This is a genomic window from Microbacterium salitolerans, assembly GCF_019720895.1.
In the GTDB taxonomy this organism is placed as follows: Bacteria; Actinomycetota; Actinomycetes; order Actinomycetales; family Microbacteriaceae; genus Microbacterium.
Window position 1 is genome coordinate 90290 of sequence record NZ_JAHKSH010000005.1, and the last position, 26171, is coordinate 116460.

The 26171-nt window shown below is 70.2% G+C and carries 20 protein-coding genes; 7 read left to right on the forward strand and 13 right to left on the reverse strand.

What is annotated here, in order from left to right; translation table 11 throughout:
- Positions 1-119 precede the first annotated feature (119 nt).
- Positions 120-992 (forward strand): HhH-GPD family protein, encoded by an 873-nt coding sequence (locus KOL93_RS12415; protein ID WP_221585713.1) that lies wholly within the window; start codon positions 120-122, stop codon positions 990-992.
- A gap of 54 nt (positions 993-1046) precedes the next feature.
- On the opposite strand, the gene rbfA is transcribed toward KOL93_RS12415, so the two are convergent.
- The 7 genes from rbfA to KOL93_RS12450 all read right to left on the reverse strand — a co-directional run bounded on the left by rbfA (position 1047) and on the right by KOL93_RS12450 (position 12171).
- Complete coding sequence (gene rbfA, locus KOL93_RS12420; RefSeq protein ID WP_221585714.1) at positions 1047-1484, reverse strand: 30S ribosome-binding factor RbfA; 438 nt, start codon at positions 1482-1484, stop codon at positions 1047-1049.
- Between the two features lie 85 nt (positions 1485-1569).
- A complete protein-coding gene (infB, locus tag KOL93_RS12425; RefSeq protein ID WP_221585715.1) occupies positions 1570-4386 on the reverse strand; it encodes a translation initiation factor IF-2 in 2817 nt (938 codons plus the stop codon).
- A gap of 59 nt (positions 4387-4445) precedes the next feature.
- Positions 4446-4718 carry a YlxR family protein gene (locus KOL93_RS12430; RefSeq protein WP_221585716.1) on the reverse strand — a complete coding sequence of 91 codons (273 nt, stop codon included), beginning with the start codon at positions 4716-4718 and terminating at the stop codon, positions 4446-4448.
- Positions 4719-4753: 35 nt separating this feature from the next.
- Positions 4754-5743, reverse strand: coding sequence for a transcription termination factor NusA (nusA, locus tag KOL93_RS12435; protein ID WP_221585717.1), 990 nt, complete (start codon positions 5741-5743; stop codon positions 4754-4756).
- Between the two features lie 80 nt (positions 5744-5823).
- Complete coding sequence (locus tag KOL93_RS12440) at positions 5824-7338, reverse strand: alanine/glycine:cation symporter family protein (RefSeq protein ID WP_221585718.1); 1515 nt, start codon at positions 7336-7338, stop codon at positions 5824-5826.
- 95 nt (positions 7339-7433) lie between these two features.
- Positions 7434-10238 carry an ExeM/NucH family extracellular endonuclease gene (locus KOL93_RS12445; protein WP_221585719.1) on the reverse strand — a complete coding sequence of 935 codons (2805 nt, stop codon included), beginning with the start codon at positions 10236-10238 and terminating at the stop codon, positions 7434-7436.
- Positions 10239-10404: 166 nt separating this feature from the next.
- On the reverse strand, positions 10405-12171 hold the full coding sequence (locus tag KOL93_RS12450; protein WP_221585720.1) for a proline--tRNA ligase: 1767 nt from the start codon (positions 12169-12171) through the stop codon (positions 10405-10407).
- 85 nt (positions 12172-12256) lie between these two features.
- On the opposite strand from KOL93_RS12450, the gene KOL93_RS12455 reads away from it, so the two are divergent.
- Positions 12257-13150 carry an LLM class flavin-dependent oxidoreductase gene (locus tag KOL93_RS12455; protein ID WP_221585721.1) on the forward strand — a complete coding sequence of 298 codons (894 nt, stop codon included), beginning with the start codon at positions 12257-12259 and terminating at the stop codon, positions 13148-13150.
- A gap of 58 nt (positions 13151-13208) precedes the next feature.
- The gene (locus KOL93_RS12460; protein ID WP_260406559.1) at positions 13209-13637 is read left to right on the forward strand and encodes a VOC family protein; all 429 of its coding nucleotides are present in this window, start codon (positions 13209-13211) and stop codon (positions 13635-13637) included.
- 13 nt (positions 13638-13650) lie between these two features.
- On the opposite strand, the gene ispG is transcribed toward KOL93_RS12460, so the two are convergent.
- Complete coding sequence (gene ispG / locus KOL93_RS12465; RefSeq protein ID WP_221585991.1) at positions 13651-14781, reverse strand: flavodoxin-dependent (E)-4-hydroxy-3-methylbut-2-enyl-diphosphate synthase; 1131 nt, start codon at positions 14779-14781, stop codon at positions 13651-13653.
- A 235-nt stretch (positions 14782-15016) separates the two neighbouring features.
- Between ispG and KOL93_RS12470 the strand changes: the two genes are divergently transcribed.
- The 3 genes from KOL93_RS12470 (at position 15017) to KOL93_RS12480 (ending at position 19721) form a co-directional block, all read left to right on the forward strand.
- The gene (locus tag KOL93_RS12470; RefSeq protein WP_221585722.1) at positions 15017-16978 is read left to right on the forward strand and encodes an anthranilate synthase family protein; all 1962 of its coding nucleotides are present in this window, start codon (positions 15017-15019) and stop codon (positions 16976-16978) included.
- Positions 16975-18387: a phytoene desaturase family protein gene (locus KOL93_RS12475; protein ID WP_221585723.1), complete on the forward strand. Its 1413-nt coding sequence runs from the start codon at positions 16975-16977 to the stop codon at positions 18385-18387. The genes KOL93_RS12470 and KOL93_RS12475 overlap by 4 nt, the downstream gene beginning before the upstream one ends.
- 197 nt (positions 18388-18584) lie before the next feature.
- Positions 18585-19721, forward strand: coding sequence for a M14 family zinc carboxypeptidase (locus KOL93_RS12480; protein WP_221585724.1), 1137 nt, complete (start codon positions 18585-18587; stop codon positions 19719-19721).
- 46 nt (positions 19722-19767) lie between these two features.
- Here KOL93_RS12480 and KOL93_RS12485 read toward each other — a convergent pair whose 3' ends face one another.
- The 4 genes from KOL93_RS12485 to KOL93_RS16385 form a co-directional block, all read right to left on the reverse strand.
- Complete coding sequence (locus KOL93_RS12485) at positions 19768-21066, reverse strand: M50 family metallopeptidase (RefSeq protein ID WP_221585725.1); 1299 nt, start codon at positions 21064-21066, stop codon at positions 19768-19770.
- On the reverse strand, positions 21066-22652 hold the full coding sequence (locus KOL93_RS12490) for a Mur ligase family protein (protein ID WP_221585992.1): 1587 nt from the start codon (positions 22650-22652) through the stop codon (positions 21066-21068). Before KOL93_RS12490 ends, KOL93_RS12485 begins: the two co-directional genes overlap by 1 nt.
- 70 nt (positions 22653-22722) lie before the next feature.
- Positions 22723-23808: a 1-deoxy-D-xylulose-5-phosphate reductoisomerase gene (dxr, locus tag KOL93_RS12495; RefSeq protein ID WP_221585726.1), complete on the reverse strand. Its 1086-nt coding sequence runs from the start codon at positions 23806-23808 to the stop codon at positions 22723-22725.
- A gap of 4 nt (positions 23809-23812) precedes the next feature.
- Positions 23813-24787 (reverse strand): FKBP-type peptidyl-prolyl cis-trans isomerase, encoded by a 975-nt coding sequence (locus KOL93_RS16385; protein WP_221585727.1) that lies wholly within the window; start codon positions 24785-24787, stop codon positions 23813-23815.
- Between the two features lie 130 nt (positions 24788-24917).
- Here KOL93_RS16385 and KOL93_RS12505 point away from each other — a divergent pair, with 130 nt between their 5' ends.
- Positions 24918-25670: a lysophospholipid acyltransferase family protein gene (locus KOL93_RS12505; protein WP_374107117.1), complete on the forward strand. Its 753-nt coding sequence runs from the start codon at positions 24918-24920 to the stop codon at positions 25668-25670.
- A gap of 5 nt (positions 25671-25675) precedes the next feature.
- Here the strand turns inward: KOL93_RS12505 and KOL93_RS12510 are convergent, their stop codons facing one another.
- Positions 25676-26140, reverse strand: coding sequence for an OsmC family protein (locus KOL93_RS12510; RefSeq protein WP_221585729.1), 465 nt, complete (start codon positions 26138-26140; stop codon positions 25676-25678).
- Positions 26141-26171: the final 31 nt, after the last annotated feature.

Here is a 26171-nt window from a genome sequence, read left to right on the forward strand (position 1 = left end):
GTTCCGTGATCGCGAATTCCACCTCCGGGAACGTTACGCGGCTCAGGACACGAGCGGATCACGAAAGGGGGCGGTTTCACAACCGTTCGATCACGATCACCTGATCGTAAGATGACCGGATGCCATCCACGGATCTCTCGTCCATCCTGGTGCCCTGGTATCAGCGCGAGGCGCGCGACCTCCCCTGGCGTCGCGAGGGCTTCGGCGCGTGGGGAACGCTCGTCAGCGAGTTCATGCTGCAGCAGACGCCCGTCGCCCGCGTGATCCCGCTGCTCACCGCGTGGCTCGAGCGGTGGCCGACACCGGCGGATCTCGCGGACGCGGCGCCGGCGGATGCCGTCGAGCAGTGGGCGAACCTCGGCTATCCGCGGCGCGCGCTCTGGCTCCACCGCGCGGCCGTCGAGATTCGGGACCGCCACGACGGCGTCGTCCCGCGCGACGTCGACGCGCTGCTCGCGCTCACGGGGATCGGCGACTACACGGCGCGCGCCGTCGCCGTCTTCGCCTACGGCGACCGCCATCCCGTCGTCGACACGAACACGCGACGCGTGCTGGCCCGCGCGATCGAGAGCAGGGCGCATCCCGGTGTCGCCCATCGCCGCGACCTCGCCGTGATGGCGAGTCTCCTCCCGGAGGACGCCGAGGCCGCCGCGGTCATGAACGCGGCCGTCATGGAACTCGGTCAGACCGTGTGCACGGCCCGCTCGCCCCGGTGCTCCGCATGCCCGATCCGGCACCGCTGCGCCTGGGTGGCCGCCGGCTCCCCCGAGACGCCCGATCTGCGACGACGGCAGGCGAAGTACGAGGGCAGCGACCGGCAGGCGCGCGGAATCGCGCTGAAGGCCCTGCGGGACGCCTCTCCCCGCGCGATCCCGCTCGACGCCCTCCTGGCCGACTGGCACGACCCCTCCCAGCGCGACCGCGCTCTCGCGTCGCTGTTCGACGACGGTCTCATCGTCCCGGACGGCGAGCTCGTCTCCCTCCCGCGCTGATGACGATGGGCCGCACTCCGTCGGAGTGCGGCCCATCGTCATCTCGTGCCCTGATCAGGCGTCGCGGTCGTCCTCGTCGTCGTGACGGTACGGATCCGCATCGCCGGCGTATGTTGCGTTCGCCGCGAGTCCGTGCACCTGCTCATCCTGCTCATGCGCCTTGCGCAGCAGCTCCGTGAGGTGCGAGGCCTCCTCGGGAAGCGCGTCGGCGAAGAACTCGAGCGTGGGCGTCAGACGCGTATTGAGCCCGCGGCCGACCTCGCTGCGGAGCAGACCCGTCGCGGCCTTCAGCGCCGCCGCCGTTCCCTCGCGCTCCTCGTCGGTTCCATAGACCGTGTAGAACACCGAGGCGTTCTGCAGGTCGCCCGTCACGCGCACGTCGGTGATCGTGACGAAGCCGAGCCGCGGATCCCGAAGGCCCTTCTGCAGGCGCTCCGACAGAATCACGCGAATGCGGTCCGCCACACGGGCACGTCGTTCGAATCCGGCCATGATGTCCCCCTTCCGGGACGATCCTGCCGGGCGCCCCGTGAGGAGGCGCCCGGCAGATCCTTCAGCTGAGAGTGAGGCTACGCGATCAGGTGCGCGGCTTCTCGACCATCTCGATGGTCTCGACCTCGTCGCCGATCTGGATGTCGTTGTACTTTCCGAGCCCGATACCGGCCTCGAAGTCGGTCTTCACCTCGGTCACGTCGTCCTTGAAGCGACGCAGCGACTCGATGGCGAGGCCATCGGCCAGCACGACGCCGTCGCGGATGACGCGCGCCTTGGCATTGCGCGTGATCGTTCCCGACCGCACGATGACACCGGCGATGTTGCCGACCTTCGACGAGCGGAAGACCTCGCGGATCTCTGCGAGACCCGACTGGACCTCCTCGTACTCCGGCTTGAGCATGCCCTTGAGCGATGCTTCGACATCGTCGATCGCGTTGTAGATGACGTTGTAGAAGCGGACGTCCACGCCCTCGCGCTGAGCTGCTTCGCGTGCCTTCGTATCCGGACGCACGTTGAAGCCGAGCACGATCGCGTTGTCGATCGTGGCGAGGTTGATGTCGCTCTCGGTGATGGCACCCACACCGCGGTGGATGATACGCAGCTGGACGCTGTCATCGACCTCGATCTTCAGGAGCGACTCCTCGAGCGCCTCGACGGCACCCGAGACGTCACCCTTGATGATGAGGTTGAGCGACTCGACCTTGCCCTCCTCGAGAGCCTTCGTGAAGTCCTCGAGCGACATGCGCTTGCGGGCCTTCGCGAGAGCCGCGTTGCGCTCAGCCGCTTCACGCTTCTCAGCGATCTGACGAGCCGTGCGGTCATCCTCGGGAACGAGGAACAGGTCGCCGGCGCGGGGCACCGAGTTCAGACCCTGCACCTGGACCGGACGCGACGGAGCCGCCTCCTGGACGCGCTCGCCGTGCTCGTCGATCATCGCGCGGACGCGGCCGTAGGCCGTTCCGGCGACGATCGGGTCGCCGACGCGGAGCGTGCCGCCCTGCACGAGAACGGTCGCGATGGATCCGCGCCCCTTGTCGAGCTTGGCCTCGATCGCGATGCCGCGCGCCTCCTTGTGGGGGTTCGCGCGGAGGTCGAGACCGGCGTCAGCCGTGAGCAGGACCGCTTCGAGCAGGTCCTTGATGCCCGTGTTCTGACGAGCCGACACGTCGACGAACATGACGTCTCCGCCGTACTCCTCGGCCACCAGTCCGTACTCGGTGAGCTGCGAGCGCACCTTCGCCGGGTTGGCATCGGGCTTGTCGACCTTGTTGACCGCCACGACGACCGGCACGCCGGCCGCCTGTGCGTGGTTCAGCGCCTCGACCGTCTGCGGCATGATGCCGTCGTCGGCCGCGACCACGAGGATGGCGATGTCGGTGACATCGGCACCACGTGCACGCATGGCGGTGAACGCCTCGTGACCCGGGGTGTCGATGAACGTGATCGCACGCTCGTGCTCTTCGTGCTCGGTCCAGATCTGGTAGGCGCCGATGTGCTGGGTGATGCCACCGGCCTCGCCCTCGATCACGCTGGTGTCGCGGATCGCGTCGAGAAGGCGCGTCTTACCGTGGTCGACGTGACCCATGACGGTGACCACGGGAGGACGGATCTCGAGGTTCTCGTCGTCCTCCTCGAGCTCCTCCTGCTCGAGGTTGAGGCCGAAGCTCTCGAGGAGCTCCTTGTCCTCGTCCTCGGGCGAGACGACCTCGACCTTGTAGCCGATCTCGGCGCCGAGCACCTCGAACGTCGACTCGTCGAGCGATTCCGTCGCCGTCGCCATCTCACCGAGGTGGAACAGCACCGTCACCAGGTTTCCGGGCTGAACCGGAACACCGTGCATCTGCTCGAGCTTCTCGGCGAAGTCGGCGATCGATGCGCCGCGGCGCATCCGGACGATCGTGTTGCCGTCGCCCTTGGGAACCTTGACGCCGCCGACGACAGGCGCCTGCCTCATCTCGAATTCCTGGCGCTTCGCGCGACGCGACTTCCGCTGCTTCGACTTGCCGCCGCCCTTGCCGAACGCGCCGGCCGTGCCGCCGCGACGACCACCGGGACCGGGGCGGCCGCTGAAGCCGCCGGCGGGACGCACGCCCGGACCGCGCTGCTGGAACGGCGCGCCGCCGGCACCACCGGCACCGGGACGACCGCCACCGGGTCCGCCCGGACGACCTCGACCGCCGGGACCGCCGGGGCGACCAGGCTTCGGGGCGCCGGGGCGCGGAGCCTGCGGCTTGGGGGGACGAGGGATGTTGCCGGGCGTCGGACGCTGCCCCATGCCCTGCTGCGAGGCGAAGGGGTTGTTTCCGGGACGCGGGCCGCCGGGGCGCTTGCCCATTCCCTGCTCAGACGAGTAGGGGTTGTTGCCGGGACGCGCCTGGCCGGGCTTGGGAGGACCGGACTTCGCTCCGCCGGGCTTGGGGGCGCCGGGCGTCGGCGTGCCGGGCTTGGGCGCACTCGAACCAGGTGACGGGGCGCTTGAACCGGGCTGCGGGGCGCTCGACCCGGGCTGCGGGGCGCTCGACTCCGACTGCGGGGCGCTCGACTCCGACTGCGGGGCGCTCGAACCGGGCTGCGGGGCCGAGGACTCGGCCTTCTCAGCCGGCTTCTCGTCGGCCTTGGGCTTGGCCGGACCGGGCTTGGGGCCCGGCTTCGGAGCGCCCTGTGCGCCGGGGCGCGCGGGCGCCGGGCGGCCGCCGGGCTGGGGCGCCGGCTTCTTCTGCTCGGCGGGCTTCGCGGGTCCGTCGGACTCGAACGCGGCGCGCAGCTTGCGCGCGACGGGGGGTTCGACCGTCGACGACGGGCTCTTCACGAACTCTCCGAGCTCCTTGAGCTTGGCAAGCGCCGTCTTGCTGTCGACGCCGAGTTCGGCCGCGATCTCATGTACGCGTGGTTTTGCCACAATTCTCCTGTCTGGGCGGCCTGCCCCGGACAGGGCAGACCTCTAAAGGCGGACGGGTCTCATTTCGAGCCGTTCACTTGATTTCCATAGCTGTTCAGCCGTTCCTCGAGTGTCTGCGTATCGAGCGGTCCCGACACACGGAGTGCTCGCACGAATGCGCGCCGCTGGAGAGCCAGCTCCAGGCACGTGCGCGTCGGGTGAACCCACGCGCCCCTCCCCGGCATCGATGCACGCTCGTCGATGACGAGGTGGGATTCGATGGCGACGATCCGCAGAAGTGCGGTTCGGGAAGCACGCGTGCGACAACCAACGCACGTTCGTACGGCATCCATCTTACACGCCTCGCTCTGAGCGGCCGCGCCGCGTGTCAGTCCTCTTCGAGGATGCTGTCGGGCTGGATGTCGATCTTCGCCCCCGTGAGCTTGGCCGCGAGGCGGGCGTTCTGCCCCTCCTTGCCGATCGCCAGCGACAGCTGATAATCGGGGACGAGAGCGCGCACGGCCTTCGTCTTCTCATCGAGCACGAAGCTCGAGCTGACCTTGGCAGGCGACAGGGCATGCGCGACGAACGACGCGAGGTCGCTGTCGTAGTCGACGATGTCGATCTTCTCGCCCGCCAGCTCGTCCTGGACGGCGCGGACGCGACGTCCGAGCTCGCCGATGCACGAACCCTTCGCATTGATCGACGGATCGTTCGCGATCACCGCCATCTTCGTGCGGTGGCCCGCCTCGCGCGCCATCGATGTGATCTCGACCAGCCCGGACGCGATCTCGGGAACCTCGAGCGCGAACAGCTTGCGCACGAGACCGGGGTGCGTGCGCGAGACCGTGATCGCCGGCCCCTTGGCCCCGCGACCGACGCTCGTCACGTAGACGCGGATGCGGGATCCGTGCGTGTACTCCTCACCGGGGACCTGCTCCTCCGGCGGAAGAATCGCCTCGACGGTGCCGAGATCGACGTGGATCATGCGCGGGTTCGGCCCCTGCTGCACGATGCCGGCGACGATGTCGCCCTCCTTGCCGCGGAACTCACCCAGCACGGCGTCGTCGGCGAGGTCGCGCAGACGCTGGCTGATGACCTGCTTCGCGGCGTAGGCGGCGATGCGCCCGAAGTCCTCGGGGTTCTGCTCCTCTTCGCCGACGATCGCACCCTCGTCGTCGGTCACGGGGACGAGCACCGCGACATGTCCCGTCTTGCGGTCGAGTTCGGCCCGCGCCCCCTCGGGGGGCTCTCCGGTCTGGGTGACGTGCTTGGCGAACGCCGTCAGCACGGCCTGTTCGATGATCCCTGCCAGCTCGTCGAACGGAATCTCTTTCTCACGCTCGATCGAACGCAGCAATGCCAGATCGATGTCCACAGCGGCCTCCCTATTCAGCTCTCCCACCGACGCAGAGTTCACGCCGATATCTGCTCGAGCTTACCGGATCGCTCCCGGCATCACTCTGTGTGCCCGTGCAGGTGGTCTCGGTGCTTCTCGGCCTGGCTGCGCCTCGTGGGGAGGTCGATCGGCCCAGTGACGGAGTCGGCGTCCTCCCAGCAGCTGATGCCCGTCACGTCCGGCATGAGCGCGCGCGTGAAGACGGGATCCAGCCCCTCGCGCCGCTGCTGCGTGTAGTCCTTGAGAAGGCGGAACACGAGCCCCGACAGGAGAGCGACGGCGACGAGGTTGATCACGGCCATGACGCCCATCACCGCATCGGCCGTCGTCCACACGAGACTCGCCGACACGACGGATCCCGCGAGGACGGCGAGCACCACGAGGATCCGGAACGTCGTCAGCACGGAGCTCTTCGACGAGATGAACTCCATGCTCGACTGGCCGTAGTAGTAGTTCCCGATGATCGAGCTGAACGCGAGGAGGAACACCACGATCGCGAGGGCGACCGACGCCCAGCTTCCGAGCGATGTCGTGAGCGCCGTCTCGGTGAGCTCGATCCCGCTGAGCCCGTCCCGCTCAAGAGGAACGGCCACGAGGATGATGAACGCCGTGATCGAGCACACGATCATGGTGTCGAAGTACACGCCGAGCGACTGCACGAGCCCCTGCTTGACCGGGTGCGTGACGGCGGCGGAGGCGCCGGCGTTCGGGGCGGATCCGAGGCCCGCCTCATTCGAGAACATCCCCCGCTTCACGCCGGTCATGATGATCTGCCCGAGAGTCGCGCCGAGGACCTCGTTGAACCCGAACGCCTCGGTGAAGATCGACGTGATCGCCGCGGGGAGCTGCTCGATGTTCATGACGATCACCGCGAGGCCGAGCAGCAGGAACGCGAGCGCCATGAGCGGCACGAGCGCCTGGGTGACGTGCGCGATGCGACGCACTCCGCCGAAGACGACGAGTGCGGTGAGCACCGCCGTGACGATGCCGACGCCGAGAGGAACCCAGCTGCCCTCGGGGCCGCCGAGCGTCGAGAGCGCCGACGTCATCGTCACGGCGATCGTGTTCGCCTGCAGGGCGCTGAATGCGAACGGGAAGCAGAAGATGAGGATCACGGCGAACAGCACGCCCATCCAGCGTGCGCCGAGACCACGCGACATGTAATAGGCGGGCCCCCCATGGAAGCCGTCGCGGCCGCGCTCCTTGAAGAGCTGCGCGAGCGACGACTCCGCGAACGCCGAGGCCGCTCCGATCGTCGCCATGAGCCACATCCAGAACACCGCACCGGGGCCGCCTACGGCGATCGCCGTGCCGACGCCCGCGATGTTGCCGGTGCCCACGCGCGACGCGGCCGACATCGTGAACGCCTGGAACGCGGACACGGACTGCGGCTTGCCGCTCTCGTCGCGGGGCGTCTTGTCGGTGAGCGTGCGGAACATCTCGGGGATCAGGCGCAGCTGCACAGCGCCGCTGCGCACCGTGAGATAGATGCCGAGCACCGCGACGATGGGGAGAACGATCCAGGTCCAGAGAAGGTCGCCGCCTCCGGCGAGCCAGGATTCCACGGCAGTCATGTCGGACAGTATGGCCGCAGTCAGCTGGGTCGCACCAGGGTGCGAACGGGCCCCACCTCGCGTCGGCGAGGTGGGGCCCGTTCAGCGATGCGGGATCAGCAGGCGCCCAGCGACTCCCATGGGCCGTGCTTCCCCGCGGGATTCTGGTTGCGCGTCCACCACTGCGCCTCGAACACCTCGCCGCCGCGCGTCACGTGCTCGCCGCCCTCGTATACCTGCGAACGCGTCCAGGACGCGATATCGCCCTGCTCGCAGGCGACGATCTCGCCCTGTTCCATCCAGGATCCCCAGGGCGTCGTGCCCGGCTTCTCGGTCGTCCACCACTGGGCGACGTACGTCGCTCCCTTGTGCGAGACGATGTCGCCGTCGGTGTAGACGTCGCCGCGCGTCCACTCGGCCGCCGGCTGCTCGGTCTCGGGCGCCTCGATGCCGACGAGGATCGGGTTGTGGTCGCTCGCGCGGAACACCGACTCGTCATACAGCAGCGTCGCGTTGTAGTTGTAGCGGCTGTATTCGTAGCCCACCTGCTCCTGGGCGTTGATCTGCCACACGTCGACGCCGGTGACGAGATCCATGGCCGACTCGTTCGCGAAGACGTGGTCGAGGGATCCGTCCTGACCGTCGTAGTTGTACGTCGCCTCGCCGCCGTTGAGCGCGTAGTTGAGGTTCGTGAATCCCCCGGCCTCGATCGCACGCGCGGGATCCTCCGCCGCGTAGGCGTTGAAGTCTCCCGCGAGGAACACGCTGTCGATGTCTGTGAGCTCCTGCACCTCGGCCGAGTACTCGACGAGGGCCTCGGCCTGCGCGACGCGGTCGGGGTTGGCATTGCCCTGGCCCGTGCCGTCGTCGGTGCCGGACCCCTTCGACTTGAAGTGGTTCGCCGACACGAGGAACGCGTCGTCGTCGTCCGCTCCCGCAGCCTTGAAGCCCTGGAACAGCGGTTCGCGCGCGTTGTGGAAGGCGGGGTCGCCTGTGAGGATGTGCGACGCGCCCACGAGCTCGACGTCGGCCGTGCGGAAGATGAAGGCGTTGCGGATCACATCCTCGTCGGACGGCACGCCCTCGGGGCTCGCGGCGTAGCTCCACACGCCCTCGCCGTCCTTCTCGTTGAGGGCGGCGACGAGCGTCTCGACGGCGACGTCGCGGTCCTTGCCGTAGTGCGACGAGTTCTCGATCTCCTCGAGCGAGACGACCGACGCGCCGGTCCCGCTGATCGCATTCACGATCTTCGTCTCCTGGCGCTCGAAGCTCTCGGCCGTGGCCGCTCCGCGCGGACCGTTCGGCTCGCACCGGTTCGCGCCGATCGGCGTGCCCTCGCGGTCGTCGTACGTCGTGCAGGTGCCGAGCCCCTCGGCGACGAACTCCTCGGCCGTCGTCGGGAAGTAGTTCAGGACGTTGAAGGTCGCGAGCGTCAGGTCTCCCCCGACGTCCGCCGGTGCCGCGTTCTCGACGCGCTCATCGGAGAACGTCACGACATCGGAGCCGTCGCCGGAGATCGGCGTCGTGGGCTGCAGCGCCCAGCCGCCGTAGCGGTAGTCGAGGACGAACGGCTGCTCGAACGCGACCTGCGCCCCGACGCGCACCGGGCTGTCGGTCGTCAGGTAGGACAGCGGCACGTCGGTCCGGCTGGAGAAATTCGTGCTGCGCGCGTCATCGAGCGTGATCGACTTCGCGGCGTTCTCGCGCTGCGCCTGCTCGATCGCCTGCACGTCGTGCGGGTCGATGTCGGCCGTGGGCTGACGCAGCGTCTCCTCGCCGACGGCGAGCCCGAAGGATCCGTAGAAGTTCGCGTCGTAGTTGTCGGTGACCGTGAACGGCGCCTCGACATGGACGAGCTCGCTCTGGTGCGCGTGCTTGCCCTCGTCGGTCGCGACGGCCTCCCAGTCGGTCAGGGGCTCGACGTCGCCGAGATCCTCGTCGAGCACGACGATGTCGTCGACCGTGATCTCGGTGAGGCCGTCGTACTCGCTCACCTCGCCCGAGACGCGCACGCTCTCGCCGATCTCGGCGCGGGCGCTGTCGCCCCACGCGAAGATCGCGTCGGACGCGCCGTCGGTCGGGTCGCCCGCCGGATCCTGCATTGTGAACCCGTTGAAGCCGCCCTCTCGCCAATCGGCCGTGACGACGCCCTCGACGACGACCGTCTGCCCCTGCATCTCGGAGGCGTCGCCCGTGCCCTGCACCTCGGCGATCGTCGCCTCGACGACCGGCTCGTCGGTGGGGTCGGGCGTCGGCTCGGGCTCGCCCGGTGCGTCGCCCTCGCCGGCCGCGTTCGTCGGCGCCGGCGCGCCGACGGCGAAGTCGGCGGAGTTGTCATCGGTGTCGGCGCCGCCCTCGGCGCGCGACGCGCTCGTCGTGTTGCTGAGGCTCGGCGTCGCCGCGCCCTCGAACGAGACGGCGGATCCGTAGCCGACCATGTCGACGAGCCCTTCCGCGCCCGCGATGTCGCCCTCCGCGCCGTCGAACTGGCCGGTGCCCTCGTAGAGGTAGACACGCCCGTTCGATCCCGACAGCGCAAGCGAGCCGGTCTGGTCGGGCGCGGGAAGCGCCTGACTGCCGCCGCTGCCCTGGGCGAGCTGCACGAGGAAGTGCCCGCCCGGCTCGACAACGCCGTCGAGGTCGAGCGCGCCTCCCGATCCGCCGGCCGCCGACTTGTACTCGAGCCTCAGCTCGGCGAGGTCGACCGCCTCATCCGTCGGGTTGAACAGCTCGACGAAGTCGTGCGTGAGCGTGGCGCCGCTGTTGCCGCCGCCCCCGTAGACCTCGCTGATGACGAGGCCGGAGCCGTCGGGAGCGGCGACGGCCGCCGTGGGTAGCGCGACGAGGCCGCTTGCGATGAGGCTGGCCCCGAGAAGGGCCGCCGCACCGCGCCGCGCGTGAGGTCGTGTCTTCGATGACATGCGAAGGGGTCTCCTGATGAGGTCGTCGGGTGAACCGGCGAGCGCCGGCGACTCCACGAGGGTGCCACCGGCGCGCTTCCGGATGCTTTCCCGCAGATGAACGGAACGGAAACTGGTCCGATCCTGCCCGTCATCTGCCGCCCAGGGAAGGCCCCTTCGTCGTTCGTCAGGCGGTGAGTCGCGCGAGCGCGTCGGCGAGCGGCATCGTCGCTCGGTCGCCCGACCGGCGATCCCAGAGCTCGACCTCGCCGTCCTTCGCGCCGCGTCCGACCACGACGAGCTGCGGCATGCCGAGCATCTCGGCGTCGCCGAACTTCACGCCCGGCGAGACCTTGGGGCGATCATCGAGCAGGACCTCCCTGCCTGCCGCCTCAAGGCCCGCGACGAGCTCGTCGGCGAGGTCGTAGGCCTCCTGCCCCTTGCCGGTGGCCACGACATGGATGTCGAACGGCGCGACCGGCTCCGGCCAGATGAGCCCCTTGTCGTCGCTGAGCAGCTCGGCCATGATCGCCAGGACGCGCGTGACGCCGAAGCCGTACGAGCCCATCGTGACGGTGACCTGCTTGCCGTTCTCGTCGAGCACCTTGAGCCCGAGCGCCTCGGCGTACTTGCGACCGAGCTGGAAGACGTGTCCGATCTCCATGCCGCGCTCGAGCGTGACGGGACCGGATCCGTCGGGAGCCGGGTCGCCTTCGCGCACGTTCGCGACCTCGACGACGCCGTCGGCGGAGAAGTCGCGGCCCGCGACGAGACCGTGGACGTGGCGATCGGCGGCATTCGCACCGGTGATCCAGACCGTGCCCTCGACGACGCGCGGATCGAGCAGGTAGCGGATGCCCGAGGCCGACTCCTCGCCGAGCACGGCACCCGACTCGGACCAGGGGCCAATGAACCCCCGGACCAGCTGCGGGTGCTTCGCGAGATCCTCCGGCGTCGCGGCCTCGACCGCCGCGCCGTGGAAGGCGACCTCGGCGCGCTTGTCGTCGATCTCGCGGTCGCCGGGGAGACCGACGACGACGACCTCGCGGTCGCCGCCCGCGGGCGTCACCGCGAGGACGACGTTCTTGAGAGTGTGCGCCGCCGTCCAGCCGCCCGCGGGCGCTCCGGCGACGACGTCGTTCGCGTGGGACACGAGCGTCGCGATCGTCGTCGTGCCCGGCGAGTCGAAGACCGTGGGAGCGGGCCGGTCGTCGAACGGGACCGGGTCGGGGACGACGGTCGTGAACGCCTCGACGTTCGCCGTGTAGCCGCCCGCGCTGCGCACGAAGGTGTCCTCTCCCACCGGCGTCGGGTGCAGGAACTCCTCGCTGCGGGATCCGCCCATCGCTCCCGCGTCGGCGTCGACGATCTCGTACTCGATGCCGAGGCGCTGGAAGATGCGCTCGTAGGCGTCGCGCTGAGCCTGGTAGCTGTCGTCGAGGCCGGCGTCGGTGTGGTCGAACGAGTACGCGTCCTTCATCGTGAACTCGCGTCCGCGCAGCAGGCCCGCGCGCGGGCGCGCCTCGTCGCGGTACTTGTCCTGGATCTGGTAGATCGTGAGCGGCAGGTCCTTGTAGGACGTGCAGAGGTCCTTCACGAGCAGCGTGAAGGCCTCCTCGTGCGTCGGCGCGAGCAGATAGTCGGCGTCCCTGCGATCCTTGAGGCGGAACAGGGCGTCGCCGTATTCGTCCCAGCGGCCCGTCTGCTCGTAGGGCTCACGCGGCATCAGGGCCGGGAAGTGCACCTCCTGCGCACCCGCGGCCTCCATCTCCTCGCGGACGATGCGCTCGATCTTCGCCTTCACCTTGAGCCCCAGCGGGAGCCAGGCGAAGATGCCGGGCGCCTGGCGGCGGATGTACCCCGCGCGCACGAGCAGCTTGTGACTGCGCACCTCGGCGTCGGAGGGATCTTCACGGAGGGTGCGAACGAACAGCTTCGAGAGACGAGTGACCACGGGATGAGTCTAGGCCGGGCCCCTGGCAAACGACGCGCAGGAGCGCGCGAGAACGCATCCGCGCGCGGCTGGGTAGCGTGAGGGCATGAAGTTCTCGCTCTGGCTCCCCGCGAATCTGCCCTGGCGCGAGCTGCGCGCCGCCGCCCTGCATGCCGAGGCCGCGGGGTGGCGCGGAGTCTGGCTCGAAGACCATTTCATGGACAACACGGCAGAGCCCAACGACGGCTCCCGCGGCGAATGCCTCACGCAGCTGTCCGCGCTCGCCGCCGTCACCGAGCGCGTGCGCCTCGGCTCGATGGTTCTCGGCAACACGTACCGCTCCCCCGCGATCGTCGCGAAGCAGGCGGCGGCCCTGAGCGACATCGCGGACGGACGGTTCGTTCTCGGGATGGGCGCCGGGTGGCAGGAGAACGAGCACCGCGCGTTCGGTATCGAGTACGGGGACGTGCCGAGCCGGATCCGCTGGTTCCGCGAGGGACTCGAGGTCATCACGCGCCTGCGCGACGAGGAGTTCGTCGATCACTCCGGCGAGCGCTACGCCCTCGAGCGCGCGTCGCTGAACCCGCGGCCGCACGGGAGCCTGCCGGTCCTCGTCGGAGGCAAGGGCGAGAAGGTCATGCCGAAGATCGTCGCGCGCTACGCGGACGAGTGGAACATGTGGTCGACGCCCGACCTCTTCTCCCGCAAGAACGCCATCTTCACGACGGCGCTCGAGACCGCGGGCCGATCGTCGTCGTCGCTCTGGCGCACGACACAGGCGCTGGTGTTCTTCGACGACGCCGAGAAGGCCGCGGCCGTGAACGCGAAGGGACGCCCTGCGATCGGCGGGTCGTCGCAGCAGCTCGTCGACCTCATGGGCGCATACGCCGCGGCGGGCGTCGACGAGTTCCTTCTGCCGGTGACGGCTCTGACGGACGCCTCGGCGATCGCCGATGCGTCCGACCGCTTCCTCGCCGAGGTCGCGGCGAAGGTCGAGTGAGAGCCACGGCGCCGGCCGACCTCTTGCGCCGCGCGGATCCGCCCCGCACGATGGCGAGATGACCGCCGCCATGGATCCCCGCATCAGCCTCGTCACGCTCGTCGTCGACGACGTCGAGCGCAGCCGCTCCTTCTACGTCGACGGCCTCGGCTGGCCGGCGGAGCTGATCGTGCCCGGCGAGGTGCTCATGATCCGCGTCGGCACGCGACAGATCCTCTCGCTGTGGCAGCGCGACAAGGCGCAGGCAGAGCTGGGCGAGATCGCCCGGGGCGAGGGAGCGCCGCCCCTCACCCTGGCGCACAACGTCGCCTCGCGCGCCGACGTCGACGCGGCCGTGGAGGTCGCGCGTCGGGCCGGCGCGACGATCGTCGCCGAACCGCTCGCGCGCGAGTGGGGCGGCTACTCGGCCTACATCGCGGATCCCGACGGGTTCCGGTGGGAGATCGCGCACAACCCCGGCCCGCTCGGAGACTCCCTGCTGCCGTGAGGCGACGCTCGCGCTATGCGGTGATGACCTGCGCCGTGCCGGGAGCCGCGTCGGGACCCATCTCGTCGGCGAGGCGGTTCGCCTCCTGGATCAGCGTCTCGACGATGTCGGCCTCGGGCACCGTCTTGATGACCTCGCCCTTGACGAAGATCTGGCCCTTGCCGTTGCCGCTCGCGACGCCGAGGTCGGCGTCGCGCGCCTCGCCCGGCCCGTTGACGACGCAGCCCATGACCGCGACGCGCAGCGGCACCGTCATGTCCTTGAGGCCCTCGGTCACGTCGTCGGCGAGCGTGTAGACGTCGACCTGCGCGCGACCGCACGACGGGCACGACACGATCTCGAGCGTGCGCTCGCGCAGGTTGAGCGACTGCAGGATCTGATGGCCGACCTTGACCTCCTCAGCCGGCGGAGCCGACAGCGAGACGCGGATCGTGTCGCCGATGCCCTCGCCGAGGAGGATGCCGAACGCCGTCGCCGATTTGATCGTGCCCTGGAACGCCGGGCCCGCCTCGGTCACGCCGAGGTGGAGCGGCCAGTCGCCGCGTTCGGCGAGCATGCGGTACGCCTGCACCATCACGACGGGATCGTTGTGCTTGACGGAGATCTTGAAGTCGTGGAAGTCGTGCTCCTCGAAGAGCGACGCCTCCCAGACCGCCGACTCGACGAGCGCCTCGGGCGTCGCCTTGCCGTACTTCTCGAGCAGACGCCGGTCGAGGGATCCGGCGTTGACGCCGATGCGCAGGCTCACTCCCGCGTCCTGCGCCGCCTTCGCGATCTCGCCGACCTTGTCGTCGAACCTGCGGATGTTGCCGGGGTTGACGCGCACAGCGCCGCAGCCGGCGTCGATCGCCTCGAAGACGTACTTCGGCTGGAAGTGGATGTCGGCGATGACGGGGATCTGGCTCTTCATCGCGATGATCTTGAGCGCCTCCGCGTCCTTGTCGGTCGGACACGCGACGCGCACGATCTCGCAGCCCGACGCCGTCAGCTCGGCGATCTGCTGCAGCGTGGCGTTGATGTCGTGCGTCTTCGTCGTGGTCATCGACTGCACGCTCACGGGGGCGTCGCCGCCGACGGCGACTTTGCCCACGTCGATCTTCCGCGACTTGCGACGCGGGGCGAGGGTCACGGGAACGCGGGGCACACCGAGGTTCACTGCTGGCACGTCCCCCAGCCTACGCCGCGACGCCCGATGCGACCCGCAGTTGCGGGGATCCACAGCCGGTGTGTAGCGTCTGGTTCGTGTTCGCGATTCAGACCTGGTGGTGGCTCGCTCTCTAGGCGGCCCCCTTCGCGAACCTTCGAAGAACGACCGTCGATCCCGGCGGTCGTTTCGCGTATGCGGGGCCTCCGCCTGAACCACACGAAGTGAGTCCCAGATGGCAGAGAACCCCGCCGCCCTCCTGTCCGCGCTCGCCGCCGACCCGCAGAGATCGTTCGCGCTCCTCGCGCGCGACGGCGCGTCCACCGTGGAGGTGCTGACAGGCGACGTCGTCGACGTCGATCTGCTCGCCGACATCCCCCTCGCGGATCCGTCCGGCGCGCCCCGTGAGGTGCTCGCGATGGTGCCGTTCGGACAGGTCCGCGAGCGCGGATTCGACGCGCGCCCCGACGACGACGCTCCCCTGCGCTGCCTGCTGGTCGACGCACACGACTCCTTCCCCGCGTCCGACGTCATCGACGCTCTCCCGCACGACGAGATCCCGCTCGCGGACGCGGGCTTCGACATCGCCGACGACGACTACGCCGAGACCGTGCGCACCGTGATCCGCGACGAGATCGGACGCGGCGAGGGCGCGAACTTCGTCATCCGCCGCGACTACACGGCATCGGTCGAGGCCGACCCTCGCGTCGCCGCGCTCACGTGGTTCCGCGCACTGCTCGAGCACGAGCGCGGCGCGTACTGGACGTTCGCGATCGTCACGCCCGGACACATCGCCGTCGGCGCGAGTCCGGAGGCGCACGTGACCGCCGTCTCGGACGGATCCGCCGATGCCCGCACCGTGACCATGAATCCCATCTCCGGTACATTCCGCCACCCCGCCGGCGGGGCGACGGCCGAGACGCTCGGTGCCTTCCTCCGCGACGCGAAGGAGACCGAGGAGCTGTTCATGGTCGTCGACGAGGAGCTCAAGATGATGAGCGCCGTCTGCAGCGACGGCGGACGCATCACCGGCCCGCACCTCAAGGAGATGTCGCGCCTCACGCACACGGAGTACGTCCTGAGCGGAAACTCGAAGCTGGATCCCCGCGAGATCCTGCGCGAGACGATGTTCGCGCCGACCGTCACGGGCTCGCCCATGCAGAACGCGTGCGCCGTCATCCGCCGCCACGAGCACGCCCCGCGGGGCTACTACTCCGGCGTCGCCGCGCTGTTCACCCCGCGCGAGGGCGGGCACGACCTCGACGCGCCGATCCTCATCCGCACGGCGTACATCGAGAACGGCCGCCTGCGCGTCCCCGCCGGGGCCACCCTCGTTCGCCACAGCGACCCGTACGGCGAGGTCAGCGAGACGCACGGCAAGGCGGCGGGCGTCCTCGGCGCGATCGGGGCGATCCCGCGCGCCGTCACCACCGTCGCGGGGACCGACGACGACGCCCCGCGAGCAGAGCGGGCGCAGCTGGCCGACGACCCCGAGATCGCCGAGCTGCTCTCCTCGCGCAACGCCCGACTCGCGTCGTTCTGGCTCGACGACCAGTCCCACGCCGCGGCGGCCCCGCCGCTCGCGGGGCGTCGCGCCGTCGTCGTCGATGCCGAGGACCGCTTCACGACGATGCTCGCCCACCAGCTGCGGCGCCTCGGCATCGCCGTCGAGATCGTCCCCTGGAGCGCGGCCTCCGACGACGTCGTCGATGCGGCGGAGCTCATCGTGGCCGGTCCGGGGCCCGGCGACCCGCGCGACATCGAGAGCCCGCGGATCCGCCGGCTTCGCGAGATCGTCGCGCGCCGCGTCGCCGGGCGCGCTCCTCTGCTCGCGGTGTGCCTCAGCCATCAGGTCCTCGCGGATCGTCTCGGCATCGAGATCGCGCCGCTCGACAGTCCGCACCAGGGCCTGCAGCTCACGGTCGACCTGTTCGGAGAACCTGCCGCGATCGGGTTCTACAACACCTTCACCGCCCGCGTCCTGCCCGGCGTCACGCGCCTCACGCCGAGCGAGCACCGCTGCGGTCTCGTCGGCGAGGTCCAGATCGCGGCCACCGAGCGCGGCGACGTGCACGCGCTGCGCGGCGCCGGCTTCGCGAGCGTGCAGGGGCACCTCGAGTCGATTCTGTCGCGCGACGGGATCCGCACCCTCGAGCGCCTCGTGACCCACGCGCTGCGAGGTAGCGTGGAGGCGTGACCAGTTTCGACGTCGACGCCGTGGTGGTGGGGTCGGGCCCGAATGGCCTCGTCGCCGCCGTCACGCTCGCCGAGGCGGGCTGGCGCGTCGTCGTCATCGAGGCGCAGGACACCCCCGGCGGCGGACTGCGCACCGACGAGGTGACGCTGCCCGGATTCCGCCACGATCACTGCGCGTCGACGCATCCCATGGGGGTCGCGAGCCCGGCGTTCCGCGCACTCGGCCTCGAGCGCGAGGGCCTGCGGTTCGCGCAGTCGGACGTCGCCCTCGGGCACCCCATCGCTCCCGGATCATCCGGCCTCCTCCTGCGCGACGTCGACCGCACCGCGGCGGGGTTCGGCGCCGACGAGAAGCTCTGGCGCGCCGTCGTCGGCACCTTCGGGAAGCGCTGGGAGCCCCTGTCGCGCGGCATCATGAACCCGCTGCGCCCGAACCTCGACGTGCTCGCACTGGGGGCGACGAGCGTGTGGCCCACCACCTGGATCCTCCGCGCCCTGCGCGACGAGCGCACCCGCGCGGTCGTCGCGGGTCTCGCGGCGCACTCCATCCTCGATCTGAAGCAGCCCGCCGCCGCCCTCGTCGGCGTCGCGCTCGGCGCCTTCGCGCACGGCGTCGGCTGGCCCGTCGCGGTCGGCGGATCCCAGTCGATCGCCGACGCGCTCATCGCACGACTGCGTGCGCTCGGAGGAGAGCTCGTGACGGGAGAGCGCGTCACGAGCATCGACCGCCTGCCGAGCGCACGCGCCGTGCTGCTCGACACGTCGCCGCGCGATGCGCTGAGGATCGCCGGCCACCGCATGGCGCCGCGCTATGCGCGCGCTCTCGCGAGCCTGCGCCACGGCCCCGGCGTCTACAAGGTCGACTGGGCCCTCGACGGGCCGGTGCCCTGGGCGGATCCGTCGATCGCCGACGCCGGCTTCCTGCACCTCGGCGGCACGGCCGGCGAGGTCGTCCGCGCCGAGCACGAGGTCGCGCGCGGCCGCGTTCCCGACGAGCCGTTCCTGCTCATGTCGCAGGCCTCCGCCGTGGATCCGTCTCGTGCGCCCGCGGGGAAGGCGGCCTTCGGCGGGTACTGCCACGTGCCGGCGGGCTTCGACGGCGACATCACCGACGCGATCGAGCGGCGCGTCGAGCACTTCGCGCCCGGCTTCCGCGAGCGGATCCTCGCGCGCCATGTGACGGATCCGGACGCGATGGAGGCCCACAACGCGAACCTCGTCGCGGGGAACATCGACGGCGGATCCCCCGATCTGCGTCAGCTCCTCGCCCGGCCCACGCTCTCGCTGACCCCGTGGGCCACGGGAGACGCGCACGTCTTCTTCTGCTCCGCCTCGACGGTCCCCGGCCCCGGCGTGCACGGGATGTCCGGCCGCCTCGCGGCGCAGACCGCGCTCGCGCGACTGGGGTGAGAGCGCGCGGTCAGCGCGCGGCTCCGGGCGCCGCAGCGCGGATCCTCCACACCGTCTGGACCACGATGCGCCGGCATCGATACGCTCACGAGCAGGCGTTCGGAGACCCGCTCCACGCGAGGCTCCGACGCCCGCGCCGTCTCGCCTGATTCGGCGCGATGCCGTTCCCGTGATCGACGACGATGAACAGGAATCACATGACTCGCTCCCCCGCTCCCTCCCGTCGCCGCGCGACGATCGCCCTCGCCTCGGCGGTCGCTCTCGGCGCTCCCCTCGCCGCAGCGGTGCCCGCCGCCGCGGATCCCTCCTTCCCCGATACCGGGGGCACAACGCCCACATCGTCGATCCTCGACTACGACGACGTGGTCGCGGAGCTCGACAAGCTCGAGCGCACCTCGCGATTCGGCGTCGACGCATTCACGCTCGCCGAGGTCGGCACCGAGGTGAGCACCTCCGAGCAGGGGCGCGATCTCCACGTCGCGACGGTCGGCGACGGCCCCGAGAGCATCTGGCTGCAGGGCCGGATCCACGGCAACGAGCCGTACGGCGCCGAGTCGCTCCTCGCGATCCTCAAGGAGCTCGGTCGGAACGGATCCGCGGAATGGGATCTGCTGCGTGAGAAGTACACGTTCCACGTCATCCCGATGTACAACCCGGACGGCTCCGAGGCGAACATCCGTCACACGATCCTCGAGGACACGGGCGACCGCATCGACCTCAACCGGGACTGGCAGCCCGGAGAGTTCGTGGCCGACGAGTCGGTCGCGTTCTACGAGTACTGGACGATGGTCGACCCCGCGCTCGCGATCGACATCCACCACCAGGGCCTCAAGACCGAGCACGGCACGGGCGACGACGTGACGATGTCGCTCGGCGTCTCGCTCGCCCCCGGCGGGCCGACGCTCCCGGGCATCGCGGACGGAGCGTACGACGTGCTCACGCGCCAGCTGCACGTGCACGTCTTCGACGAGCTCGACGCCCTCGGCTACGCGAACGTCGATCGCTATCAGGTGGGCGGCGATCTCGAGATCGACATCCACGGCGGCGTCGTGTCGGCGATGATGCTCGGGCTCGACGAGTTCGGCCTGAACCCCGAAGGCCACAGCCACCCCACCATCTTCTTCGAGACGAGCGGGAACACATCCGATGGCAGCCTCGGGCAGAAGGCGCGGGGTCGCTCGATCCAGCAGAACATCGTGGCGGTGCGCACCGCACTCGTGGGCTTCGCCACCGGCGAGGCGCAGGCGGAGGATCCCGCCCGCTGGGACGACATCCCCCACGCCCCCACGACCGGCTACCAGACCGACGACGGCGTCGTGCCGATCTCGTTCTGACACCTCGTCTCCGCGGCCGCGTCCTCCTCGAGGGCGCGGCCGCGCTCTATCCCGCGCCCAGGAGGTCGACGGGGTTGAAGATGTCGGCGGCGAAGAGGAGCGCGCCCATGCCGATCATGAGCACGACGACGACGAGCGTGAGCGGCACGAGCCGGGTCGCGTCGGCGGGCTTCGGCGCGGGCCGGCCCGTCAGCTTCGCGAACAGGCGCTTGATCCCGTCCCAGAGCGCGACGACGACGTGACCGCCGTCGAGGGGCAGCAGCGGGATGAGGTTGAACACCATGAGCGCGATGTTGAGGGACCCGAGCAGGCTGAGCATGACGGCGACGCGCTCGATGATCGGGGCCTCCGTCGCCGCGACCTCGCCCGCGATCCGGCCGACGCCGATGACGCTGATGGGCCCGTCGGGGTCGCGCTCGCCGCCCGTGAAGAGGTCGACGGCCGTGTCGTACAGGCGCACGGGGAGCTCGACGATGATGCCGGCGACGGCGCCGACGTTGTCGAACGCGGCCTCCGCGCCCATGTAGATCGGCTGGCGCACGCGCTCCGTCGTGGGGCTGAACCCGACGAAGCCGACCTCGGCGGTCACCTGCTCACCCGACGCGTCGACGTAGTCGTTCGTCGCGAGGACGGGCGTGACGCGGAGCGTCTCCGAGGATCCGTCGCGATCGACCACGACGTCGATCGCCTCGCCGGGGTGGTCGCGGACGATCGCGGACGCCTCCGCGAACGTCGAGACCGATGTGCCGTCGACGGACGTGATCACGTCGCCGGGTTCGAGCCCGGCGGCCGCGGCCGGGGATGCGGGGTCGTCGGGCGCGCACTCCGTCTGGGTGGATCCGGCGGGCAGGACGCACTCGGACACGCTTGCGACGGTCGTCGTCGACTGCTGCAGGCCGATGCCGCTGAACAGGATCGAGAAGATGAGGACGGCGAGGACGAGGTTCATGAACGGGCCGCCCAGCATGACGACGACCCGCTTCCACGTCGCCTGCCGGTACAGCACGCGCGTGTCGCCCGCCTCGGTGATCGTCTCGTCGTTGGCGGCGCGGGCGTCCTGCACGAGGGTCGACCACAGGCGCTTCTTCGCTCCCTCGGCCTGCGGACTCGGCGGATACATGCCCGCGATCGAGATGAAGCCACCGAGAGGAAGCGCCTTGAACCCGTACTCGGTCTCGCCCATCTGCCTCGACCACAGGGTCGGACCGAAGCCGATCATGTACTGGCCGACCCGCACGCCGAAGGCCTTGGCGGGCACGATGTGCCCCAGCTCGTGCAGGGCGATCGAGACGGCGAGCCCGACGAGCATGACGAGCACGCCGACGATGAAGGCGATGACGGCCATCAGTCGTCTTCGTACGGGTTGGGCCAGACGCGGTCGGGGGCGGGCCAGCCGGCGGCGATGAGCGCGCGGCGCGACAGCTCACGCGCCGAGTAGCCCCACTGGACGCCCTCGATGTCCCGGTAGTTCTGGTGACCGGGCCCGGCCCAGAGGATCGCGTCGCCGGGGCCGGCGAGGGAGACGGCGGCCACGACCGCGCGCTCGGGCGGCGAGACCTCGTGGATCTCGTGATCCGGATCCGTCGCCCGCGCGCCCGCGAGCAGCTGCTGACGGATCGACGCGGCATCCTCGTGTCGCGGGTGGTGATCGGTGATGACCACGACGTCGCTGCCCTCGACCGCCGTGCGTCCCATGTCGTGGCGCTTGGTCGCATCGCGATCGCCGTCGGCGCCGAAGAGCATGATCGTGCGACCGGGCGTCACCCGGCGCACGGCCGCGAGGGTCTTCTCGAACGCGTCGGGCGTGTGGCCGAAGTCGACGAACACGGCGGGACCCTCGGTCCCGGAGACGAGCTGCGTGCGGCCGGGAACCCAGGCGATGAGCCCGCCGTCGCGCTCGAGCGCATCGCGGATCCTCTCCCACGGGTAGCCCGCTTCGAGCAGCATGACGACGCAGAGGCCGGCGTTCGAGGCCATGTGGGCGCCGATCACGGGCACGGTCGTCTCGAGCACCCGCCCGTCCGGGCCCGACAGGCGGAACGACGTCCCCTGCTGGCGCTCGGCCGTGATCTCGACGATCCAGTCGGCGCGCTCGGCGAGCCCGCGGTCGGCCGCGATCTCGGGAGTGGCGATCGTCGTGACGGGCACCTCGGTGTCGGCGAGGATCCGGGACCCCGGCGCCGAGTCGAGCGAGACGACCGCGCGCTTCGCATGCGCGGCGGTGAACAGCGGCGCCTTCGCCGCGTAGTACGCCTCCATGTCGCCGTAGTCGTCGAGGTGGTCGTGGCTGAGATTCGTGAAGGCCATGACGTCGAAGACGACGCCGTCGACGCGATGGCGAGTGACGGCCTGGGCGCTGACCTCGATCGCGACGGCCTCGACGTCGGCCTCGCGCATGCGCGCGAGCTGCGCATGGAACTCCGTGGCCTCGGGGCTCGTGAGCCCGGCCACGACGCGTTCGCCCGCGACGACGCGCTCGGCGGAGGTCGAGGCGCCGGCGACGACGCCGATCTGAGTGAGCAGCCCCTCGAGGAGGTGCGTGACGCTCGTCTTCCCGTTCGTGCCGGTCGTGCCGAGCAGGAGAGGGAGATCATCGGACGCGGTGGTGCGATTGACCCATGCGGCCGCCTCCGAGAGCACGGCCCGCGGGCTCTCGACGACGACGATCGGGAGCCCCGTCGCAGCGGCGATCTCTGCCCCCTCGTCGTCGGTGAGGACGGCGACCGCTCCGCGTTCCGCGGCGGCGGCCGCGAACTCGGCGCCGTGGCGGTTCGCGCCGCGGATCCCGACGAACACCTCGCCCGGCACGAGATCGCTCGACGAGAGCGTGATTCCGCGGATCGACGTGTCGGGGTCCCCTCTCAGCTCACCGTCGAGCCGCGCGGCGAGGTCTCCGACGCGGCGCTCGGCGGGATGCTCCGGCCGGAGCATGGTGGGGGCCGTGCGCCGGACGCGCGGCAGCTGGGTGAGGTCGATGTCCGAGGTCACGAGACCGATTCTCTCAGCGCGACGCGAGGATCCGCTGATCGGCGGCCCCGCGCGCCCATCGTTCGGCTTCAGCGAGCGTCTCGAGCGTGAGCTCCCCGGGCGCGTCGTGCTGCTGGACGACCTCCTCGACCATGTCGACGATCTCGGTGAATCCGATGCGCTTCTCGTGGAACGCGTCGACCGCCTGCTCGTTCGCGGCGTTGTACACGGCCGGGAATGTGCCCGCCGCCTGGCCGACCTGACGCGCGAGACGCACGGCGGGGAACGCCTCATCGTCGAGCGGCAGGAACTCCCACGACTGCGCGGCGGTCCAGTCGATCGGCTCGTCGACGTCGGCGAGGCGCGCGGGCCACGACAGCCCGAGCGCGATCGGCACGAGCATGCGGGGCGGACCCGCCTGCGCGATCGTCGATCCGTCGCGGAACTCCACCATCGAGTGGATCATCTGCTGCGGGTGCACGACGACCTCGATCGCGTCATAGGCCACGTCGAACAGCAGATGCGCCTCGATGACCTCGAGGCCCTTGTTGACGAGGGTCGCGGAGTTCGTCGTGATGACGCGCCCCATGGAGAAGTTCGGGTGCTTCAGCGCATCCGCCGGAGTCACCGAGGCGAGCTCCGCGCGCGAGCGCCCGCGGAACGGACCGCCCGACGCCGTCACGACGAGACGCCGGACCTCTCCGCGCTCGCCCGATCGCAGCGCCTGCGCGATGGCGGAGTGCTCGGAGTCGACCGGCACGATCTGCCCGGGACGCGCGATCCCCTTGACGAGGTCACCGCCGACGATGAGCGACTCCTTGTTGGCGAGCGCGAGCGTGCGCCCCGCGTGGAGCGCGGCGAGCGTCGGGCCCAGCCCGACGGATCCGGTGATCCCGTTGAGGACGACATCGGCCTCGACGTCGCGCACGAGCTGCGCGGATTCCTCCGCGCCGAGCGCCGTGTGCACGACGCCGAACTCCGCGGCCTGCTCGGCGAGGAGCGCGGCATTCGAGCCCGTCGCGAGGCCGACGAGGTCGAACCGGTCGGGGTTGCGCCGGATGACGTCGAGCGCCTGCGTGCCGATGGACCCGCTGGACCCGAGGACGATGACGGAGCGCATGGCGTTACTGCGCCGCGGTTCCCTCAGGCGTGCGCATCGTGCCGAGGATGTCGACGACGAAGATCAGCGTCTCGTCCTGCAGCTCGTGCCCGTCGCTGGCCCCGTAGCCCTCCGAGGGCGGGATGACGGCGACGACCTGCGAGCCGACCTTCTGCCCGACGAGCGCCTTCGTGAAGCCCTCGATCACCCCAGACGTCGGGAACGACGTCGGCGCGCCACGCGACCAGCTCGAGTCGAACTCGGAGCCGTCGGAGGCCTTGACGCCGAGGTACTGCACGAAGACGGTGTCGCCGTCCTGCACCTCGTCGCCGTCGCCGACCATCGAGTCGGCGAGCTCGGTCGTCTCGGGCGTCTCGAAGCCGTCGGGCACGGTGACGGTGGGGGTGCCGTCGTCGGCCGTCTCGAGCGCGGGGAAGCCGTCGGGGAGATCCTGAGGTTCGCCCGTGGCCTGCGTCGGGACCGACTCGAAGAAGTCGAGGACATACACCTGCGATGGGTACGCCGTGCCGTCCTCGGCCGTCTGGCCCGGGAACGTGAACGCCACGCGCGTGCCGGGCGTCGCGCAGCCGAGCGCCTGACCGAAGATGTTGTCGGCCGTCACCGCGGCCGGGAGCGACGACGCCTCGTCGTACCCTTCGGACCCCATCTTCTCGCCGGACTCGCCGTCGTACACGGTCGCGCCGTAGCTGATGTAGTCGCCGGCCTCGAGCGGATCGCCCTCGCCCTCGACGATGACAGTGCGCTCGATCTCCGCCATCTCGAGCGGCGCCTCGAACGTCGCCTCGGCCTCCTCTCCGACCTCGCCCGTGACCTCGATCGACGAGACGGCATCGCCCTCGGGTGCTGCCGCGTCGCACAGGCTCGCGGGAGCCTCGGTCCCGTCCGCCTCGGGATCGCCGGACTGATCGGACGAGCAGCCCGCGAGTGCGAGCGCCGCGACAGCGGCAGTGGACAGGATCGCAAGAGAGCGACGACGCACGGAAGACCTCTATTCCTCGGACGGACCCGCCTATCCTCTCGCATCCGGGCTATGGATGGGCTGACCCGCGCTCATCCGCACGTCGCCACCGGATTCCCGCTCGGGCATGCGCGCGTTCTATCCTGGGATGATGACCGAATCGCCCGAGGCCGCCTCCTCCACACCCAGCTGGGCGTATACCTTCGGGCGCATCGCTCTGGGGCCCATCGCCCGCGCCGTCTATCGTCCGCGCGTCGAGGGCAAGGAGCTGATCCCCGCTGACGGGCCCGTCATCTTCGCGAGCAACCACCTCTCCTTCATCGACTCGATCGCGATCCCGATCGCCGCCGCCCCGCGCGCCGTCCACTTCCTCGCGAAGTCGGAGTACTTCACCGGCACGGGGATCAAGGGCTGGTTCTCGCGCACGTTCTTCACGGCCGTCGGAGCCATGCCCGTCGACCGCGGCGCCGGCCAGGCGGCCATGGAGGCGCTCGACCAGCAGAAGCGGATCCTCGAGTCAGGCGCCGCCGTCGCGCTCCACCCCGAGGGGACGCGCTCCCGCGACGGACGTCTCTACAAGGGCCGCACCGGCGTCGCCTACCTCGCTCTCGAGACGGGTGCTCCCGTCGTGCCGATCGGGCTCATCGGCACCGACAAGGTCATGCCCGTCGGGCAGAAGCTGCCGTCGCTCCGGCAGCGCGTCGACGTCAAGTTCGGCGCACCGCTCGATCTGTCGCACCACGGTCCGGCGAAGTCCGGCCGCGCGCGCCGCGCGGCGACGGACGAGATCATGTCGGCGATCCACGCGCTGTCCGGCCAGGAGCTCGCCGGAACCTACAACGAGCCGCCGGCGCAGGGCGCCGTCGAGAAGATCAAGCAGGTCCTCCCGCACGAGCGCAAGTAGGGGCGTCAGCCGGCGGCGATCTCGGGTTCGACCTCAACGGGGAAGTTCACGCTGTTCGCGATGAAGCACCACGCGTGCGCGTCGTGATGCGCGGCAGACGCCTCGTCGATCATCGACGCCTCCGCGACCGTCACACGCGGACGCAGGATGACCCGCTCGAAGCGTCCCGCGCTGCCCTCGAGCACCATCGAGCCCTCCGCGTCGTCGACGTACCCCGTCACGACGACACCGCGTGTCGTGCAGGCGTGCAGATACGAGAGCAGGTGACATTCGCTGAGCGCCGCGAGAAGCATGTCCTCGGGGTTCCATCGCGCGGGATCACCGCGGAAGGGGCGGTCGGCCGACGCGAGGATCTCGGGCTTCCCCTCGACGCGGATCGTCACATCGCGTCTGTAGTCGCGATAGCCGCTCGTGCCGGATCCGGTGTTTCCCGTCCACGTGGTGGACACGGCGTATCGGTGAGCGCTCATAGTGATGAGAGTACGTGTGCTTAGAGTGGAT